At 72.7% G+C, this 17,405-nt stretch carries 16 protein-coding genes; all 16 read right to left on the bottom strand.

Annotation, left to right across the window (positions count from 1 at the left end):
* Window positions 1–4: 4 nt before the first annotated feature.
* The 16 genes from ACFVFH_RS16710 to ACFVFH_RS16635 all read right to left on the bottom strand — a co-directional run bounded on the left by ACFVFH_RS16710 (window position 5) and on the right by ACFVFH_RS16635 (window position 17,404).
* Complete coding sequence (locus tag ACFVFH_RS16710) at window positions 5–562, bottom strand: GNAT family N-acetyltransferase (protein ID WP_383768598.1); 558 nt, start codon at window positions 560–562, stop codon at window positions 5–7.
* A 9-nt stretch (window positions 563–571) separates the two neighbouring features.
* Window positions 572–1,741: a type III PLP-dependent enzyme gene (locus tag ACFVFH_RS16705; protein ID WP_383768595.1), complete on the bottom strand. Its 1,170-nt coding sequence runs from the start codon at window positions 1,739–1,741 to the stop codon at window positions 572–574.
* Window positions 1,742–1,757: 16 nt separating this feature from the next.
* The gene (locus ACFVFH_RS16700) at window positions 1,758–3,098 is read right to left on the bottom strand and encodes a DUF6271 family protein (RefSeq protein WP_383768592.1); all 1,341 of its coding nucleotides are present in this window, start codon (window positions 3,096–3,098) and stop codon (window positions 1,758–1,760) included.
* A complete protein-coding gene (locus tag ACFVFH_RS16695; protein WP_383768589.1) occupies window positions 3,080–4,144 on the bottom strand; it encodes a phytanoyl-CoA dioxygenase family protein in 1,065 nt (354 codons plus the stop codon). The genes ACFVFH_RS16700 and ACFVFH_RS16695 overlap by 19 nt, the downstream gene beginning before the upstream one ends.
* Window positions 4,145–4,473: 329 nt before the next feature.
* Window positions 4,474–5,433, bottom strand: coding sequence for an ArsR/SmtB family transcription factor (locus tag ACFVFH_RS16690; RefSeq protein WP_383768587.1), 960 nt, complete (start codon window positions 5,431–5,433; stop codon window positions 4,474–4,476).
* Between the two features lie 386 nt (window positions 5,434–5,819).
* Window positions 5,820–6,680, bottom strand: coding sequence for a Gfo/Idh/MocA family protein (locus ACFVFH_RS16685; protein ID WP_383768585.1), 861 nt, complete (start codon window positions 6,678–6,680; stop codon window positions 5,820–5,822).
* Window positions 6,681–6,846: 166 nt separating this feature from the next.
* On the bottom strand, window positions 6,847–7,512 hold the full coding sequence (locus ACFVFH_RS16680; protein WP_383768582.1) for an MSMEG_1061 family FMN-dependent PPOX-type flavoprotein: 666 nt from the start codon (window positions 7,510–7,512) through the stop codon (window positions 6,847–6,849).
* A gap of 78 nt (window positions 7,513–7,590) precedes the next feature.
* Window positions 7,591–8,823, bottom strand: coding sequence for an OsmC family protein (locus ACFVFH_RS16675; RefSeq protein WP_383768579.1), 1,233 nt, complete (start codon window positions 8,821–8,823; stop codon window positions 7,591–7,593).
* A 60-nt stretch (window positions 8,824–8,883) separates the two neighbouring features.
* Entirely contained in the window at window positions 8,884–10,167 is a 1,284-nt protein-coding gene (locus ACFVFH_RS16670; protein ID WP_383768576.1) for a trans-sulfuration enzyme family protein, read from the bottom strand.
* A 30-nt stretch (window positions 10,168–10,197) separates the two neighbouring features.
* On the bottom strand, window positions 10,198–11,580 hold the full coding sequence (locus ACFVFH_RS16665) for an MFS transporter (RefSeq protein WP_383768573.1): 1,383 nt from the start codon (window positions 11,578–11,580) through the stop codon (window positions 10,198–10,200).
* The gene (locus tag ACFVFH_RS16660; RefSeq protein WP_383768570.1) at window positions 11,573–12,724 is read right to left on the bottom strand and encodes a SagB family peptide dehydrogenase; all 1,152 of its coding nucleotides are present in this window, start codon (window positions 12,722–12,724) and stop codon (window positions 11,573–11,575) included. Before ACFVFH_RS16660 ends, ACFVFH_RS16665 begins: the two co-directional genes overlap by 8 nt.
* A gap of 66 nt (window positions 12,725–12,790) precedes the next feature.
* Entirely contained in the window at window positions 12,791–13,933 is a 1,143-nt protein-coding gene (locus ACFVFH_RS16655; RefSeq protein WP_383768567.1) for an alpha-hydroxy acid oxidase, read from the bottom strand.
* On the bottom strand, window positions 13,930–14,904 hold the full coding sequence (locus tag ACFVFH_RS16650; protein ID WP_383768564.1) for an alanine racemase: 975 nt from the start codon (window positions 14,902–14,904) through the stop codon (window positions 13,930–13,932). Before ACFVFH_RS16650 ends, ACFVFH_RS16655 begins: the two co-directional genes overlap by 4 nt.
* Window positions 14,901–15,986, bottom strand: a complete 1,086-nt coding sequence (hisC, locus tag ACFVFH_RS16645; protein ID WP_383768561.1) for a histidinol-phosphate transaminase — start codon at window positions 15,984–15,986, stop codon at window positions 14,901–14,903. The genes ACFVFH_RS16650 and hisC overlap by 4 nt, the downstream gene beginning before the upstream one ends.
* Before the next feature lie 31 nt (window positions 15,987–16,017).
* Complete coding sequence (gene hppD / locus ACFVFH_RS16640; protein ID WP_383768558.1) at window positions 16,018–17,124, bottom strand: 4-hydroxyphenylpyruvate dioxygenase; 1,107 nt, start codon at window positions 17,122–17,124, stop codon at window positions 16,018–16,020.
* A 52-nt stretch (window positions 17,125–17,176) separates the two neighbouring features.
* The gene (locus ACFVFH_RS16635; RefSeq protein ID WP_383768555.1) at window positions 17,177–17,404 is read right to left on the bottom strand and encodes an MbtH family protein; all 228 of its coding nucleotides are present in this window, start codon (window positions 17,402–17,404) and stop codon (window positions 17,177–17,179) included.
* Between the last annotated feature and the right edge of the window lies 1 nt (window position 17,405).

Raw genomic sequence — 17,405 nt, 5'->3', positions numbered from 1 at the left:
GTAATCAGCCCACTTCGTCTTTCAGAGGTGCCCGGCGCGACGGCGCGTGGGCGGGGTTCGTACTGCCGGTGCGGGCGTCCGGTACCGGACGGGACATGTACACCGCGTCCGCGCCGTAGCTCGCGGGTGGTGCGACCTCCCGGTGGGCCCGGTACCCGTTCGCCGTCCAGAAGGTGTCGCTGCCCAGGACGGCGATCAGGGAGATCGTCCCGTACCCCGTCGACGCCGCCGTCGAGGTGAGCCGGCGGAGCAGGGCCCCGGCCAGTCCCCTGCCGCGGAACTCCTCGGCGACGACGAGATCGTGCAGATGGAGATTGCGCGAGCGCATGACGGTCTCCTCCGCCCGGTCGAGATCCGGGAACGCGAACATCGGGTAGGGCAGGGCGAGCAGGTATCCCGCCGTGCGGTCCCCGTGGTCCAGGACGAAGCAGGTGGCGGGCGAGGCGTCGGCCCGGGACCGGAGCGCCGCCCTCCCCTCCGACAGTCCGTCGTCGGTGTACGCCCCGGCCTCCAGCGCCACGACGGCGTCCCAGTCGCCGTCGGCGATGTGTCGTATCCGCATGCCGTGCCCTCAGCCGCCGTCCACGCAGGTGTACGGCAGCGGGTCGAAGCCGTTGAACCCCTGCGTCATGTAGCCGGTGGCGTAGGCGCCGCTGGAGAGGACCCAGACCGGGTCCCCCGAGGCGGCGGAGGCGGGTACGGGGACCCGGCCGTGCTCGTGGTCGTAGGCGTCGTCGCTGTCGCAGGTGGGCCCCGCCACGACCGCCGGTACGGTCTTCGTGCCGGAGCGGGAGGGGAACAGCAGCCGGTACTGCAACTGGTCCATCTCGTAGAGCCCGTTGAACTTCCCGCAGCTCAGATAGAGCCAGTGCTCGCGCCGGCCGTCCAGCTGCTTCCGGGAGGACAGCCGGGACACATGGGCCCTGATCGCGCCGTGGTCGGCGACCAGATGGCGTCCCGGCTCCATCACGAAGTCCAGCGGGGCCTCCGAGACCGACGCGAGGTGCTCGAAGCCCTCCCGGACGACGGCGAAGATCTTGTCCAGGGGCGGGTCGAGCGGCGTTCCCCGGCTGTCGAGGTAGCCGAGGGCGGGCAGCCCGCCGCCGAGGTTGACGTGGTCCGGGAAGATGCCCCGGCCGTTCAGTGCGGTGAGTACGTCGGCCAGCCGCTCGAAGGCGTCCTGCCAGGCCTCCGAGGTCATCTGCTGCGAACCGACGTGTACGGACAGACCGGCCGGGGTCAGTCCGGCCGCCCGCGCGGCCTCCATGACGAGCACCGCGTCGGCCCCGGAGCAGCCGAACTTCCGGCTGAGCCCCCACAGCGCCCCGTCCCCGCTGGTGGCGAGTCGGCAGAAGACCCGGGAACCGGGGGCGTGGGCCGCCGTCGCCGCCACGTCCTCCAGGCTGTCGGTCGCGAAGTCCCGCACGCCAAGGCGGTGGGCTTCGGCGATGTTTTCGTCGGACTTGATGGTGTTGCCGTAGTGGATCCGGTCGGCCGGCACCCCGGTCCTGAGGGCCTGCGCGATCTCGTTGGGACTCGCCGCGTCGAACCCCGAGCCCTTCGCCGCCAGGGCGCCGAGTACCTCGTCCACCGGGCAGGCCTTCATGGCGAAGCGGACGGCGATGCCCGGCAGTTCCCGCAGCAGCGACTCGTACTGGGCCTCGATGCCCGCGAGATCGAAGACGATGCGGTCCTCGTCGGAGGCTTCCAGCGCGGCGCGCACATGAGCGTTCAGATGCATGATGGTCCACGCCCGCCTAGCGAATCGGCCGGTGGACGCCGGTGGACGTACCGGGCCCGATCGTCGCGATGGATCTGCTCGCCCGGACCAGCGGCTGCCATGCCTCGGTCAGCAGCGCGAAGTCCTCGATGTCCGCCTGGGCCTCTTCGAGGAGCCGCTCGCCCCGTGCGGCCAGGACCCCGGCGAACTCGGCGTATCTGCCGCCCAGTCGGCGGTAGGAGCGCTCCAGGACCTCCAGCCGCCGTACGTTCTCCGCGCGATCGGCCCCGGCGCTCCGTCGCGCCAGCTCGGCCACCGCTTCCGGACGGACGTGGTACTCGTCGTCGATCAGCGAGGCACCGGCCGCCGCCATCCGCTCGTAGATGAAGTTGAAGTAGAGCATCGACAGGAAGAACTTCGTCAGCCGCAGCTGATAGGCCATGAACCCGGCGTCGGTCCGGCGTTCGGGCGTGTAGTAGTTCACGATGTTGCGGTTGTGCAGGACGCCCGGCAGGGTGCCGTCGTGCACCAGGTGCATGAGGAAGTAGTCGCTGCCGATGGTGTCGGTGGCGGGCGGCAGCGGCACCCGCTCGTACACCTCGTGCAGGAAGCTGATGTTGCACATGTCCACGCGCATCGGGTCGACCCGGGTCAGGGTCGAGTGATCGCCGGTGAACGGGGTGGTGCCCGCTCCCCTGAACGACTCGTCGACCAGCTCCCGCTTCCGCTCGTCCGACCAGTGGCCGGGCGCCCACAGGCTGACGACGTCGTGGTGGATGTCGCGGTCCAGTTCGGCCATCTCGCCGATGTCCACCGACAGTTCGCCCACGAAGGAGCTGCCCACCATCACCACGGGCTTGGGCGCGTGCTCCGGGTCGAGCACGGTCTCGGACACACCGCCCGCCGCGTCGGCCGCGGTCCTCCCGAGCGAGGCGAGCTCGTGGTGGACGGGGAAGACGGTCTCGCCGTCCAGCACCTGGTACGTGCTGTCCGAGTCCCTGCGGTGCACCGAGACGCACCCGAGCGAGGCGGCGATGAGGAACGCGCGGTTGGTGCAGGCTCCGTACGACACACCGGCGGGCAGCATGAGGTCGAGCATCAGCTCCGGCTTGAGGACGCCCGAGCGGTGGATCACCCGCCGCAGGAAGTCCCGCTGCTCGGCCTCGCCGAGGTGGTGGGTGATCACGTTCGGCGCCCGGCGGGCCGTGCGGACCACCTCGGCGTGCTCGCCGAAGGTCTCCTCCCCGGAGGAGTCCAGGATCAGCAGACGCACCTCGACGCCGAAGCGCTCGGCCGCGTGGTCCGCCTCCTCGCCCACGGCCGCGATCGTCGCGGCGCAGGCCCTGTTCGTCGGAAGGGTCAGGCAGATTCTGCGCATACCAGCTCTCCCGTGGGCCGTTCGGATTCCTGCTCGGTCCAGGACTTCAGCCCCAGCAGCCGTTCGCCGAGGCCGTTCAGCTCGGCGGTGCCGTACCGGAGGGACTCGTGTTTCGTGACGTCGCCCACCAGGGTCCTGTTCCAGTCCGGTGTGCTGAGCCTGCGCCATGACTCGACCCGGGAGCGGCGCAGCTCCTCGTGCGACTCCAGCGCGGGCATCATGGACAGGTACTGCACCGCCCGCACACCGTCCTCGGAGGTGTTGCGGGCCACCCCGTGCGCGAGCAGGCCGTTCCAGATCAGCAGGTCCCCGGCCCGGAGTTCGGGCCGGACCACGGGGAACTCCGTACGGTCGGCGTCCGGCCTGATCGGGTCCCGGTCCTCCGGCTGGGCGACCTTCCACTCCTCGAACCGGCGGAACAGCTCGGGCGAGCACTGGAAGCCGCCCAGCTCGGGACGGGTGTCGTTCAGCGCGATGATCCCCTGGACGCGCTGCGGCAGCACACCGAGCGTGGTGTCGACGTCCCAGTGGAGCTCGATGTCGAAGCCCTGGTCCGTGGGGGCGATGAGCGCGCGGTCCCGGTTCTTCACATTGGGCGGGTTGAGGTTGAGCCGGTCCAGGGTCACCCAGAGCTCTTCGCAGTCCCACACGTCGACGAAGGCGTCATAGACCCGCTGCGCCTGGCGGCTGTCCCAGATGAGCTGGTGGTGGTAGGCCTCGACGAAGCCGTAGACGTGCAGTTCGCGGTCCAGGTCGGTGCGGAACGGCCGGTCCTCGTACCAGCTCTCGGGCCGTTCGGGATCGAGTCCCTGGAAGTCCCAGGTGAAGTCCAGCAGGCGCCTGGCCGCGGCGGCGGGGATCGCCTCCCTGACGATGACGTACCCGTACGTCTGCCAGAAGTCGAAGTCCGCCCGGGACAGTACCCGCAGCTCCCGCGACTTGCGGATGTCCCGCAGTGGCGTGCGTGCCAGGTACGCCTCGCCGTCCGAGCTGAAGTACGGGAGGGCCGAGGGGGCTCGGTGCAGATACGGATCGGGCGTCGGCATGCAATCACTCCAGGCTCGAAGTCGGTGGGGCGCCGGGAACGGTCTCGGGCGGCCGTCTTCGTCGACGGTGTCGGCGCGGTGTGTGCCCGGGACCGGGAGGGGGCCGTGGCCCGGTGGACCGGTCGATGGGCCGGTTCGCCGCCGGTCTCACCGCTCCGGTGTTCCGCCGGCCTCCGGCCGAGCCGTTCCGCACCTCGACTCTTGTCGACCGCGCAACGGCGGACAAGCCTTTCGGTGTACGCCGAATCACCTGCTCCGGATGCCGCGGCGACGGACCGGTGCGCGGTGAACCCGCTGGTGAGGGGCGTGGCAGCCGACCGGTCCGTAGATCATTTGTTTGTCAGGCACTGGGTCAGCGTCACACCCGAGCGGTTCAGTTCGTACAGCACGCGGGTGCCCGCCCGGTGGCGTTGCACCACGCCCGCGGAGACGAGGGCGGAGAGGTGCTGGGAGACGGTGCTCGCGGCCAGTCCCAGGTGGTCGGCGAGGGCGGAGGTGGTGATCGGTACGGCCAGCTCACGGACGACGGAGGCGCGTCCCCGGCCCAGCAGGATCGCCAACCGGTCCTCGCGCGAGGGGCGTTCGGGGCCGTCCGGCTCCGGTGCGGTGTGCAGGAGCCCGGCTCCCCGCGCCGCGAAGGAGACCACGGTCCGCCCGTCCGCGACCGACCACCAGGGGGTGCCGTCCGCGAACAGCATCGGAACGGCGGTCACACGGTGCACCCCGTCCGTGCGCTCGGACGGGATGCCGAGGTCGCGGAGGAGCGCCGCGCCCCCGCCCATCGCCAGGGTGCGCGAGCGGAAGAGGATCTCCTCCTCCAGGGAACGCGCGAGTCCGACCCCGCGCGGCTCGATCGCGGTACGCCAGAATTGCGCCAACTCAACGGCCAGATAGCGGAGTTGCGCCACGGGATCGCGGATCACGGCGGCAATCAGCGGGTCCGCCGGCGCCTGCGGGTACTCGCGGGCGATCTCCTCGCGCACCAGCCCGGCCGGTACGCGTGCCAGGCCGTCGAGTTCATCGGCGACGCCCGCCTTCCGGGAGGTGGCGCCGCCCGTCAGGAACGAGGGGATGCGCCCGCGCGGCCGGGCCAGGGCGGCCAACGACCGCAGACGCGGCGTCAGCGCCCCGTGCGCCTCACGGGCCCAGGAGGAGTGGGGCCACGGGACGTCGGCGCCGTACCGGACGAGCAGCGCGACCGCACCGAACGCCTGCCACAGCTCGCTCAACGCCAGTCGTACGTCCGAGGGCTGCTGTTCCATCAGCCCACCCGGCCGGTGCCGGAGCATGACGGCACCATAGCCCTCGCATCCAACTCCCTTGATCTGAACCGGTGTTCAGAGAGCGGCGAAGGCAGCACACCCACAGCAGAAGCACGCGACGGCTTGAACATGAACCCCGCTCATTCATTGTGGTCCAGACCAATGATGAACGAGCTTTCGGCAACCGTCCGGCGACTGTCAAGGCGCTTGTGGTCCAGGTCACGCCGCCACCACGGAGGGCGAATGCGCGACTGCGGGCTGTGCGCGACGTTGAGCGGAGCATGTCATTCCGTAAGTGGCCGGAACATATCGGCCGGACCCGCGAAGACCGCCCCTACCAGGTCAATCGTCTCTCGCGGTAGGCCTGTTGGCCCGGTTTTCTTCGCCTGTCCGTAACCCGGACGTGGTGCGGTTCACCGGTCGGCGGCCGGTCCTCCGTCCAGCGCGGCGGCGACGGACTCCAGGACCTCGACGGGGCGCAGCAGGTCCCCGTAGCCGATCGGCGGCCTGCCCGTGCGGACCATGCCCAGGAACGCTTCGAGGCCGGGCACACAGTAGTCCGCGCCCGGGACGAGGGTCTGCTGGGCCATGCTCTCCCGGGTGAACGTCATCGCGTGGAAGGGGATCTGCTCCGTGCGGCCCGGCCGGACGAAGTTCACGACGACGCGGGTCCCGCCCGCGGTGAAGGACGCGACGACGGTGGTGCCGGTGGTGTCCGTCCGGATGCCGGAGATCTCACCGGGGGCGAGCCGCAGGGCGACGTCCACCGCGTGGATGCCGTAGAAGAAGATCCCGCCGTGGTCCCCGGCCGGATCGGCGGGGCCGGTCACCACGACCAGCTGCGGCCGCCCCTCCCCCGCCGACCGGGCCGCCAGCGCGTCGGTGCCGGGGAGCCAGCGCAGCGCCGAGGACGAGGTGAGCGGCGCGTCATGGGCGCGGGCGGTGTCGATCAGGGCCTGGGCGTCCTCGACGGTGCGGGCGAGGGGTTTGTCGACGAAGACCGGGAGTCCCTCGGTCAGGAAGGGCATCGCCTGGTCCCGGTGGCGCGCGCCGTCGCGGTCCGCGACGACGACCGCGTCGACCAGCCCCAGCAGCCCGGTGGGCTCGTCGACGATCTCCGTGATCCCGCCCGTGGCCGCCAGCGCCTCGTTGCGCCGGCCGTGTCCCCCGCTGATCGCCACCACACGGGCGTCGCCGCCGCCCCCCTCGATGTTGAGGTGGCGGACGATCTGGTCGACATGGCTGTTGTCGGTGCCGACGATCCCGATGCGCATCCGGAGAGCTTCCCTTCGAGGTGACCGGCCCGTGGAACACACCCTTCCGGGCGCGCGGGCCGCCCTGACCAGCGCAGGACCGAGTTTCCCACAGGGCGGCGGGGGCGCCTCGGCCGGCCGGTCCGGCGCCGCCGGGGCGCCGTACGGTCCCGGACGCGCCCGCGGTTCACTCGTACCGCAGGCGCAGCGACTCCCTTTCGGCCTCCTCGATCCGGTCGATGGTCAGGCCCGGCAGGTTCAGCTGGGCCGACGTCACCTCGGCGCTGGACGGCTGGGCGTCGGCGGACATCCATTGCTCCGGCTGCCAGGCGTGCGAGCGCATCAGCGACTTCGGGCAGTGCGGATAGACCTGCTCGACCTGCACCACGATCGCGGTGACCGGTGGTTTTCCCACGGGCGTGAGCGCGGCGAGCAGCTCCGGGCGCGCCGAGACGCAGGCCCGGCCGTTGACACGCAGTGTGGTCGGGCGGCCGGGAACGAGGAAGAGCAGTCCGACGCGTCCGCTCCGCAACACGTTGTGCAGGGTGTCGAGCCGCTTGTTGCCGGTCGCGTCGGGGATGACCAGGGTCTGTTCGTCCAGTACCAGGACGAACCCGGCCGGGCCGCCACGCGGGGTCACGTCCGCCCGGCCCTCGGCGTCCGCGCTGCCGATGAACAACAGCGAGGAGCAGCCGATCAGCGCCCGGGTCTCCTCGGTCAGGCGGTCGGTCTCCTTGCGGAGCGAGTTCGGGTTCGGCTGCGGGTAGAGCTCGCGCAACTGCTCCGGGCCGGTGAGCGCGTCCGCTTGGAGGGACGCGAAGAGCGGACCGGCGGTCCCGGCGCCGCTCGTCATGCGCACGCCCCGGGGAGGCGCCCGGGGCGAGGGCCGGGGCGGGCGCACCGGACCATGCCGTCCGGGCCGGCCGGTCCGTCAGGAGTTCCGGACATCCGCGTCCCGTCCCCCCGCCTGCCGCTCCTGGTCGGCGGCCGCCGCCTGCCGACGGGTGATCTCGTCACGGAGCGCCTCGGTGTCGGACAGGGTGCTGGTGCAGGACACCACGGGGTGCCCCCGGTGGAGCAGCTCGATGTCCACCGCGAGCGGGGACAGCAGCGTCGCCGGGACCACGGCGCGCGCGAGGGCCGCGCGCAGCAGGTCCCGTGCCTGCGGCTGCGGGGTGGCCCCGGTGACCCCGAGACCCAGCGTCAGCGCGTGGAAGCGGCTCGGGACCTCGCGCACCACGTTGAGCATGCCGCGCGTGTCCAGTCGGCCCGAGGCCGTCAGACGGGCCCCGTCCAGGGGCACGCACCGGCGGTCCGCCTCCTCCACCAGCAGCGCGGCCACTTCCGCGGAGACCGCCGACAGCAGGATCTCCTGCGAGTTGGGGCCCTTGTCGATGCCCACCATCTGCTTGGCCTGGTCCACGGTCAGCGGCTCGGAGCGACGCCGCCGCCCGTCGACCGTGAGCGAGGTGGTGTACACCGCTTCGGAGCCGTACTCCCAGACGGCGTCGGCCTCCACGAGGCACTCCACCGCGCCATCGGCCGGGGCCCGCTCGGCCGGGGCCCACTCGACGGGGACGGGCTCGGACCCGCCCGGGGCGTCGAGCGCGTGCACCGAGGCCGTGAAGGGCGCGTTGTCGAGCAGTGCCTGGTGGTTGGGGCTGAAGGCGGCCACCAGCCGGGTGACGGACCGCAGCAGTTCCGCGGGGGCCTCGCAGTCGATGGCGCACGACCAGCGCACATCCGTCAACGGGACCCCGGGCAGGGGGCGCAGCCCGTCCGCGTCCAGGGCGAGCCGTCCGCGCGCCGTCACCCGCAGCGATCCCAGGCTGACCCCGCGCGCGGTGTAGCCGTTGACCTTGGTGATCAGCACGCAGGCGGCCACCGCGGCCAGGGCGGACTCGTACGCGGTGGGGGCGGGTGCCGGGCCCGCCGCCGCTCCGTCCGGGACGGCGAAGGGGCTGTGGTGGAGGGTGAAGTCACGGGCCACCCGGAGGGTTCCGGTGCGCAGCGCGCGGGTCCGGCAGGCGGTGTCGCGGTGTGCCGCGCCCGGTCCGGTGTCCAGCGGCAGGGTGACGCGGAAGTCCGCGATCGCCTCCTGTGGATGGTCGCGGTATTCGTGCACGCTCTCCGAGACCCCGGTGATGTTCAGGCCGTTACGCATGGTCGTACCTCCAGAAGTCGTTCTCGCGCGGTGGGGCGGGCGGCCGCGCCCCGGGCCCGGTCACAGCGAGGCGAGCGCCTGCCCGAGATCGGACAGGAGGTCCTCCGGGTCCTCGATCCCGGCGGAGAAGCGCACCAGGCCGGGTTCGATGCCCACCTCGCTGCGCTGGCGCTCGGTCAGGAAGCTGTGCGAGGTGTTGAAGGGCAGGCTCACCAGCGACTCGACGCCGCCCAGGCTGGTGGCCACGACCGGGAGCCGCAGCGCGTCCAGCAGTTTCAGGGCCGTCTCGTCGCCGCCCTCCACTTCGAACGCGACCATGCCGCCGTAGCCGTCCGTGCACAGCTCCGGCATCCAGCGGTACGGGTAGCCGGGGAGGGAGGGGTGGTGGACGCGGCGGATCGCGGGGTGGCCGTCGAGGTAGGCGGCGACCGCCGTGGCGTTGTCGCTCTGCCGTCGCATCCGCAGCGCCAGTGTCTTCAGGCCGCGCTCCAGCAGGAAGCAGGTCATGGCGTCGAGCGAGCCGCCGAGCCGGAGCATCTGGGACCAGATGCGGTCCACGTACTTGCGCGAGCCCGAGACGGCGCCGGCGGTCACGTCGCTGTGCCCGTTGAGGTACTTGGTCGCGCTGTGGACGACGAGATGGGCCCCGTGGGCGAGCGGTCGCAGGTGGACGGGGGTGAGGAAGGTGTTGTCGACCACCAGGAGGAGGTTCGACTCGGCCGCCACCTCGCCGAGTTCCTTCAGTGGGAGGCCCTTGAGCAGGGGGTTGCTGAGCGTCTCGAAGAACAGCACCTGGGTCTCGTCGCGGACCGCCCGGCGAACCGCGTCCGGGTCCGTGGGGTCGGTGAAGGTGACGGACCGGCCGAGCTGGTGCATGTCCTCGCGCAGCAGGCTGAAGGTGCCGCCGTAGACATCGCGCGAACTGATGATGTGGCCGCCGCGGTTGGTCAGGGCGAGCAGGGTGGTGCTGATCGCGGCCATGCCGGAGGAGAACACCAGACAGCTCTCGGCCGACTCCAGCGAGGCGATCTTCTCCTGCACCGCCCACTGGTTGGGGCTGCCGTAGCGGCCGTAGATCGCGACGTCGCGGATGTGCCCCTGGTCGAAGGCCGCGTAGCTGTCCTCGGTGAACTCGAAGGTGGTGGTCTGGAAGACCGGGGTGCCCACCGCCCCGGTGACCGGGTCCTCGTAGGTCCCGGCGTGGACGCTGCGGGTGCTCGGCCCGGTGTCGTCCACCACTCGCTGCTGCGGCAGGCGCGGGCCGGGGACCCGGCCGCGCTGCAGGCTGTCGACCCACTGCCGGCCCGGACCGGGACGGGGGGCGTTCCCCTCGGATGTCGCCATGGTCGTCGTCCTCTCCTCACAACACGGGAACTACACGGGCCGCGCGGCCGTCGCCTCCAGGGACCGCACCTCGCGCACCGCGAGGGGGCTGAGACTGATCACCAGATGGAGCAGTCCGCAGGCCAGCAGGGTGTGCCGCAGGCCCAGATGGCCGCTGAGCGGGCCCGCCGCCAGCAGGCCGAGCGGCTGGCTCGCGTAGGAGCCGCACCATTCGTACGCGCTGACCTTGGAGAGCGCCGAGGGCTGCACCTGCTGTTGCAGCACCGTCTCCCACAGGGGGTTGAACACCATCAGGCCGAGGCCGCCGACGAACCCGGCCGCCGCCAGCAGCACCGCCGAGGACGCCTGGGACATCACCAGGGCGGGGGCCGCGAAGCCCGCCACCGCGCAGACCCCGAACCGCAGTGGCCGTCTCGGGCGGACGCAGACGGCCAGCGCGCCACCGCACACCGCCCCCACGCCGGACGCCGCGAGGACCAGGCCCCAGGTCTTCGGGCCGCCCAGTTCGCGTTCGCTGAGCACCGGGCCCAGCACGGTGAACACCGCGAAGAGCCCGTTGGTGAGGGAGGCGGCGGCGATGACGCTCCAGACCCAGGTCCGGCCGCTGAACTCCCGCCAGCCCTCCCGGAGATCGCCCAGGATGTCGCGGGCCTGGAGCGGCCCGGTGTGCTGCGCCGCCGTGGTCCGCAGCCGGGCCAGACAGCAGGCGCTCACCGCGAAGGTCGCGGCGTCGCAGGCCAGTGCCCAGCCGGGTCCTGCCAGGATCACCAGTGCCGTGGCGACCGCCGGTCCGAGGACCATCATCCCCGAGTACGACATCGACCGCAGGGCGTTGGCGGACTGGAGCTCGTCGTCGGGGACCACCTGCCGGACCAGCCCCGTCACCGCCGGGGTGAACATGGCGCTCGCCGTGCCGTAGACCGCCTGCAGTGCGGCGAGCTGCCAGATGCTCGCGGTGCCGGTCAGCAGCAGGGCGGCGCAACCGCCCTGGCAGACGAGCCGGACCAGGTCCGAGCCCATCATCACCCGGTAGCGGGGCAGCCGGTCCGCGATCACACCGCCGATCAGCATGAACCCCACGATCGGCAGCGACCTCGCGACCATCACCAGCCCGATGTCGCCCGCCGATCCGGTCAGGCCGAGGATGGCGAAGGCCATGGCCGGGCCGACCAGGAAGTCTCCGAAGGAGGAGCTGAGCTGGGCGAGGAAGAACCACCGGTAGGCGGGCCGGCGCAGCACGGCGAGCCGCGCCCGGCCCTTCGGTAACCCCGCCCCCGACGGCCGCTCGCCGTCCTCGCGGACCGCGTCGGTCCCCTCTGCGCTGTCGATCGGTGCCTCCCCCGCGGACCCGGTCGGCCGCGGCGCCGACGGCCTTGCGCCGCCCCGCGCCGGGACCTCCCCGACATCATGCACCGCGACCGTCCCAGGCGTCCCCGGCGAACGAGAAATCGGCCGGACCGCCTTCCAGCATGGCTTTCTGACGCTCCGTCTCGTCGCGGGCGGGGACGCCGATGCCGTTGAGACCGACCAGGATCTCCGTCGTCCAGTCCAGCCCCAGCGCCTCCTCGACGGCGCCGTCCCGGGTCGCGGCGGTGAAGAACACCCCGAGGTCCAGGGCCGTGCCCACCAGATAGGCGGTCTGGCTGAAGTGCCCGAGCTCCATGAACAGGGTGCGGTAGGTGCGGCCGGTGCGGTACTTCCAGGCGGTCCGTTCCAGGCTGGCGGTGTAGAAGAGCACGGCACCGGCCCCGCCGACGTAGGTCTGTCCGCCGCACCAGTGGACGAGTTCGTCCGCGTCCACCTTCCGGCCGGGCGCGAGGGCCTCCAGGGCGTGTTCGGCGGCCCGGTAGTGGTAGATGCCGGGTTCGACGCCCTCCACACCGAGCACGACCGGGTAGACCTCCAGGGTGTGCAGCGCGCCGGCCGAGGGACTGGCCTTGAGCAGCTGCGGCTGAAGACCGCTCGGCTCGACCGTGTGCAGGGCGCCGGCCACCCAGTGCAGCAGGGTCGCGAGCTCCTGCCGGGGCACCTGTGCGCCGGGCTCGAACCGCCTGGTGGTGCGTCGGCGGCGCAGCACCTGGTCCAGCCCCGGCCCGGCGAGGGGCGTGTCGTCGGCGGGCGGCAGCGGGACGCGGGGAGCGTCCGGGTACTGCTTCGCACCGGCGGGCTGCGGCCGGTCGGGCAGGGTCCGCAGCAGCCAGGCGGTGTCCTCGGCGGCGGTGGAGAACCGCTGGTCGGCGTGGGTACGGGTGGCGAGATGGAAGTACCGGGCCGCGGTGCCCCACTCCGCCCACGGGCCGAGCCGTTCCTCGAAGTCGTGCTCGGGCGAACCCTCCGCGACCAGTACGTGGGCGGCCAGCAGCTGGGCGACGAGGCGGGCGTCCGGGTCCCGGTCCGCGGTGCCCTCGCCCGGGGCCGGGGACCAGTCGGCGAAGCGGGGCAGCACACGGCGGGCGTCGGCGCTCAGCGCGAACTGCCGGTGGCGCACCGGGTCGTCGCACACCATCGTGCCGTCGCGCCAGGTGAAGACGGAGAGTCGCGAGATGCGCAGGCGCACGGTACGGGCCCTTTCTCGGGTGGCGGTCGGGCGGTGTCGCGGCCCGCTGCGGACGGTGCGGTGGTCTCAGGTGGTGAGCGGCGCGGTACGGAGCGACGCGGCCGCCTCGGGCCGCGCGCAGCCGGTCAGGGCCAGCGCGTCCTCCAGCTCCAGGGCGAGCAGTTCCAGCATCCGCCGCACCCCGGCGGCGCCGCCCACCGCGAGGCCCCAGAGCGCCGGCCGCCCGACCAGGGCCGCCGAGGCCCCCAGCGCCAGGGCGCGCAGCACGTCGACCCCGCTGCGGATGCCGCCGTCCACCAGGACCTGCACACCGTCCGGCAGGGCTTGGCGTACGGCCGGCAGGGCCTCGGCGCCGACGACCGCCCCGTCGAGCTGGCGGCCGCCGTGGTTGGACACCACCACCGCGTCCGCCCCCAGGCGGGCGGCGCGGGCCGCGTCGTCGGGGTCGAGGATGCCCTTGACCACCAGGGGCAGTTCGGTGTGCTCGCGCAGCCAGGCCAGGTCGGACCATTGCAGCCGGGGGTCGAAGGTGGCCGTGGTGTGCACCATGAGGGAGCTGGCGTCCGGCCGTGCGTCGTGCGCGGGCGACAGCTGGGCCCCGGACGGCAGGTTCACCGCCCGGATGTGCGGCGGCACGGTGAAGCCGTTGCGCAGGTCGCGCAGGCGCCGCCCCATCCTGGGTACGTCCACGGTCAGCACGACGGCCCGGCAGCCCGCGTCCTCGGCGCGGCGCAGGAGGTCCAGGGTCAGCCCCCGGTCCCGCAGCCAGTACAGCTGGAACCAGGTGCAGGCGCCGACCGCGGCGATCTCCTCGATGGAGCAGCTGTTGAGCAGGGCGCCGACGTACACCGCCCCGGCGTCCCGGGCGGCCGCGGCCGCGGCGAGTTCGCCGTCGGGGTGCAGCAGCTTCTGGTACGCCATGGGGGCGATCCCGAGCGGCAGGCCGAGCGGACTGCCCAGCAGGGTGGTCCGGGTGGTGCACCGCGAGACGTCGTTGAGCATCCGGGGGACCAACGCGATCCGCTGCCAGGCGGACCGGTTGGCGGCGACGGTCCGCTCGGAGCCCGCGCCTCCGTCCACGAAGTCCCGCAGCCCGGCTTCCATCCGCCCGGCGGCGGCGTGTTCGAGATCCGCCACGCTGAGCAGCGCGGCGAGGTCCGCGGGGCGAGTCTCCCGCGCGGGTGCCGTTCCGTACGGTGCGGTGGTCATGTGATGACGTCCGTTTCCTTGTCGCCCGTGGCCAGGACGGTCCACTCCGCGGGCTCGTCCGGTCGCTCGCGCTCGGGCAGCAGCGCCCTGACCCGCTGCACCACCGGGCACACATGGGCGGGCAGCCAGCGATTCCCGGACCGGCGGGCGGTGTCGTCCGCCGCGAGCCAGGCGTAGCCGTACTCCCCCACCAGGTCGGCGGCCTCGCGCGGCCCGGACACCGAGAGGGCGACCTGCTCCTCGGTGCATACGCCGATCGCGGCCAGGCCCACGTCCTGGAGGGCGTACGCCCCCGCGCACACCTCGGTGACGCCGTCCACGCCGAGGGCTCCGGCCGCGGTGGGGGTGCCGCCGACGCTCACCGTGGCGCAGGGCAGGCCGTGCGACCGCAGCAGCCCGGCCGTCCCGACCAGGAAGGCGGCGTACTCGGCGCCGATCGTGTGCCGGTGCTCGGCGTCCGCCGCCGTGTCGAGACCGCGGTAGCCGGTGACGCCGCGCAGCCGCAGCCACGGCCGGTCCTGGACCGCGCGGGCCAGCGCCAGCACCTCGGAGGGGGCCGGGGGGTGGCCGTCCGGGCCCGCGCGCAGGTCGAGGAGGACGCCGAGCGGTGTCGAGCGGCGCGCGGCCGCCCGGCCGAGTCCGGCGACCGCCTCGGCGGACGCCACGTGCAGCGTCAGCCGGCAGTCGGCCGCCGACCGGGCGAACAGCTCCCAGCGCCAGGGGTCCTCCCAGGGGTGCGCGACGACGATGTCCCGTATCCCCGCCCCGGCGTAGCGGCGGACCTCACGCGCGTGGTGGACGGCGATGCCCCGGGCCCCGGCCGCGATCTGCCGCCGGGCGATCTCCACGGTGCGGTGTCCCTTGATGTGGGCCCTGACCGGGACACCGGCCGCGGCGGCCCGGCCGTGGAAGCTGCGCAGATTGGCGTCGAGCCGGTCCGTGTCGACGTGGGCGACCGCGTCCGCCGTCACAGCGCGGGCCCGGCCGGTGTCCTGAACTCCGCCGCGGCGGCCAGGAACCGCGCGTTCTCGTCCGCGGTGCCTACGGTGATGCGGATGCCCTCGCCGGGGAACGCCTTGACGAGGACCCCGCGTTCCAGGCAGTGCCGCCGGAACGCGTCGGCGTGCGGGCCCAGCCCCAGCCAGAGGAAGTTCGCCCCGCTCAACGGCACTTCGTGGCCGAGCCCGAGCAGCTCGGCCCTGACCCGTTCGCGCTCCTCGATCACGGCCGCGCAGCGCACCGCCAGGGCCTCGTCGGCGTCGAGCGAGGCGACGGCGGCGGCCTGGGCGACGCTGCTGACCGAGTAGGGCAGGGCCAGCCTGCGCAGCCGTTCCGCCACGTCCTCGCAGGAGACGCCGTAGCCGATCCGCATCCCGGCGAGGCCGTACGCCTTGGAGAAGGTGCGCAGCGCCACGACGTTGCCCCGTCCGGCGGCGCTCCGGTCCCGGACGTAGGCCATCCCGTCCAGCGCGTCCGGCCTGCGGACGAACTCCCAGTACGCCTCGTCGAGCACGACGAGGACGTCCTCGGGGACGGAGTCGAAGAACTTCTCCAGCTCCGCCCTGCCGAGGTCGGCGCCGGTCGGGTTGTTGGGGGTGCAGACGAAGACCAGCCGGGTGCGGTCCCCGACCGCGTCCGCGAGCGCCGTCAGGTCGACCCGTCCGTCCGGGCGCAGCGGCACCGGGCGTGCGGTGGCGCCGACCGTCCTGGCGATCAGGGAGTACGCCTCGAAGGAGGGCTGGGGGAAGACGATCTCGTCGCCGGGCGCGCTCGTGAGCTGGGCCAGTTGCAGGCAGAGCGCGATGGATCCGGCGCCCAGCGACACCTGGCCGGGGGTGACGCCGAAGCGTCCGGCCAGGTGCTCGCGCAGGACGCGGCCGCTGCTGTCGGGGTAGCGGTGGGCCCGGCCCGCGGCCCGGCCGATCACCTCGACGACGGGGTCCAGTGGACCGAACGGCAGCTCGTTGGAGGCGAGTTCGACCGCGTCGGCCGGAATCGGGACGGTACTGAATCCGGCGAGATCGTCGAGATCCGGACGGGTTCGGACTGGCATGATCCATTCTCCTCACTCGGACGCCCGGCGGCTACACGGCGTCGCGCTGCCGCAGCCGTTCCTGTTCCACGGCCGCGTAGAGCGACTTGATGTTGGCGCTGCCGAAGGTGTTGGCTCCGGCCCGCTCGATGACCTCGAAGAAGAAGGTCTTCCGCGGGTGGGTGGACCGGCAGAAGATCTGGAAGAGCTGGCCGTTGTGGTCCTCGTCGACCAGCAGGTCGAGCCCGCGCAGTTCGGCGATCGAGTGGCGGGAGAGTTCCAGCCGTTCGGCGAGGGTGTCGTAGTACGCGCCCGGTGTGCGCAGGAATTCCACACCGCGGCGGCGCATCGAGCCGACGGTGGCGACGATGTCGGTGGTGGTGAGGGCGATGTGCTGGACGCCGGCCCCGCCGTGGTTCTTGATGAACTGGTCGATCTGGCCGGGCTCGGCCCCGAGATCGGGCTCCAGCAGGGTCAGCACGACCTCGCGGGAGGGGCTGCAGACGACCTTCGAGTTCATCGCCTGGGTGCCGACCTCGATGTGTTCCTCGAACATCACCGTGAAGCCGAGCACCGTCTCGTAGAACTCGATGGTCGGGTCGAGCTGGCCGGCCTCCACGCAGACCGCGAGGTGGTCCACCGCGTACAGCTCCGGCTCGCCGTCGCGGGTTGCGGGGGACGGGGGCCGGTCCAGGGGCGTGAGGCCGGGCAGGGCGCGCGGGTCGGCGCCGGGGGGCCGCTGGACGAAGGTGTGCAGCACGTCGCCGAAGCCCGCCACCGAGGCGGTGACGATGCCGTCGTGCTCGGTGGGCGCGGCGACGGGGCGGGCCCCGCGGGAGACCGCGGTGGCGAAGGCGGCGCGGGTGTCGGGGACGCCGAGCCCTATGCCGGCCACACCGTCGCCGTGCGCCTCCGCGTAGAACCCTGCGGGGTGGTCCTGCACCGTGGTCTCGGTGAGCACCAGCCGGATGTCGCCGCCGCCCACGGCGACCGACCGGGTGTCGTGGGCGGCGGGCGTCGCGGAGCGGGCGTAGGGCGCGAGCCCGAGGCCGTCGACCAGCGCGGGCAGCGCGGCGTCCACATCGGCCACGTGGAACTCGATGTGATCGAGGGTGAGTCCGTGGAACACGTCCGTCCCGCTGTCACCTGTCTGTGTCATGGGACTGTTGTCCTTTCCTCGGTCCGGCCGGGGAGCCGGGTGCTGTTGCGGATCAGGCGACGGGCTGCGCGGCGTCGTCCATGGCTTCGGCGAGGCTCCTGGGACGCATGTCCGTCCAGGTCCGCTCGATGTGGTCAAGGCAGGACTGCCGGCTGTCCTCCCCGTACACCTGCTCCCAGCCCTCGGGCACGGGCAGCCGGGCCGGCCACATCGAGTACTGGTGCTCGTCGTTGCGCAGCACGAGGTAGCGGGCGTCGTCGTCCTCGAAGGGGTTGGTCATC

Source organism: Streptomyces sp. NPDC057697, assembly GCF_042799335.1.
Lineage (GTDB): Bacteria > Actinomycetota > Actinomycetes > Streptomycetales > Streptomycetaceae > Streptomyces.
The sequence above is the reverse complement of the archived record's forward strand: the minus strand, read 5'-3'. Positions and strand labels throughout refer to the sequence as shown.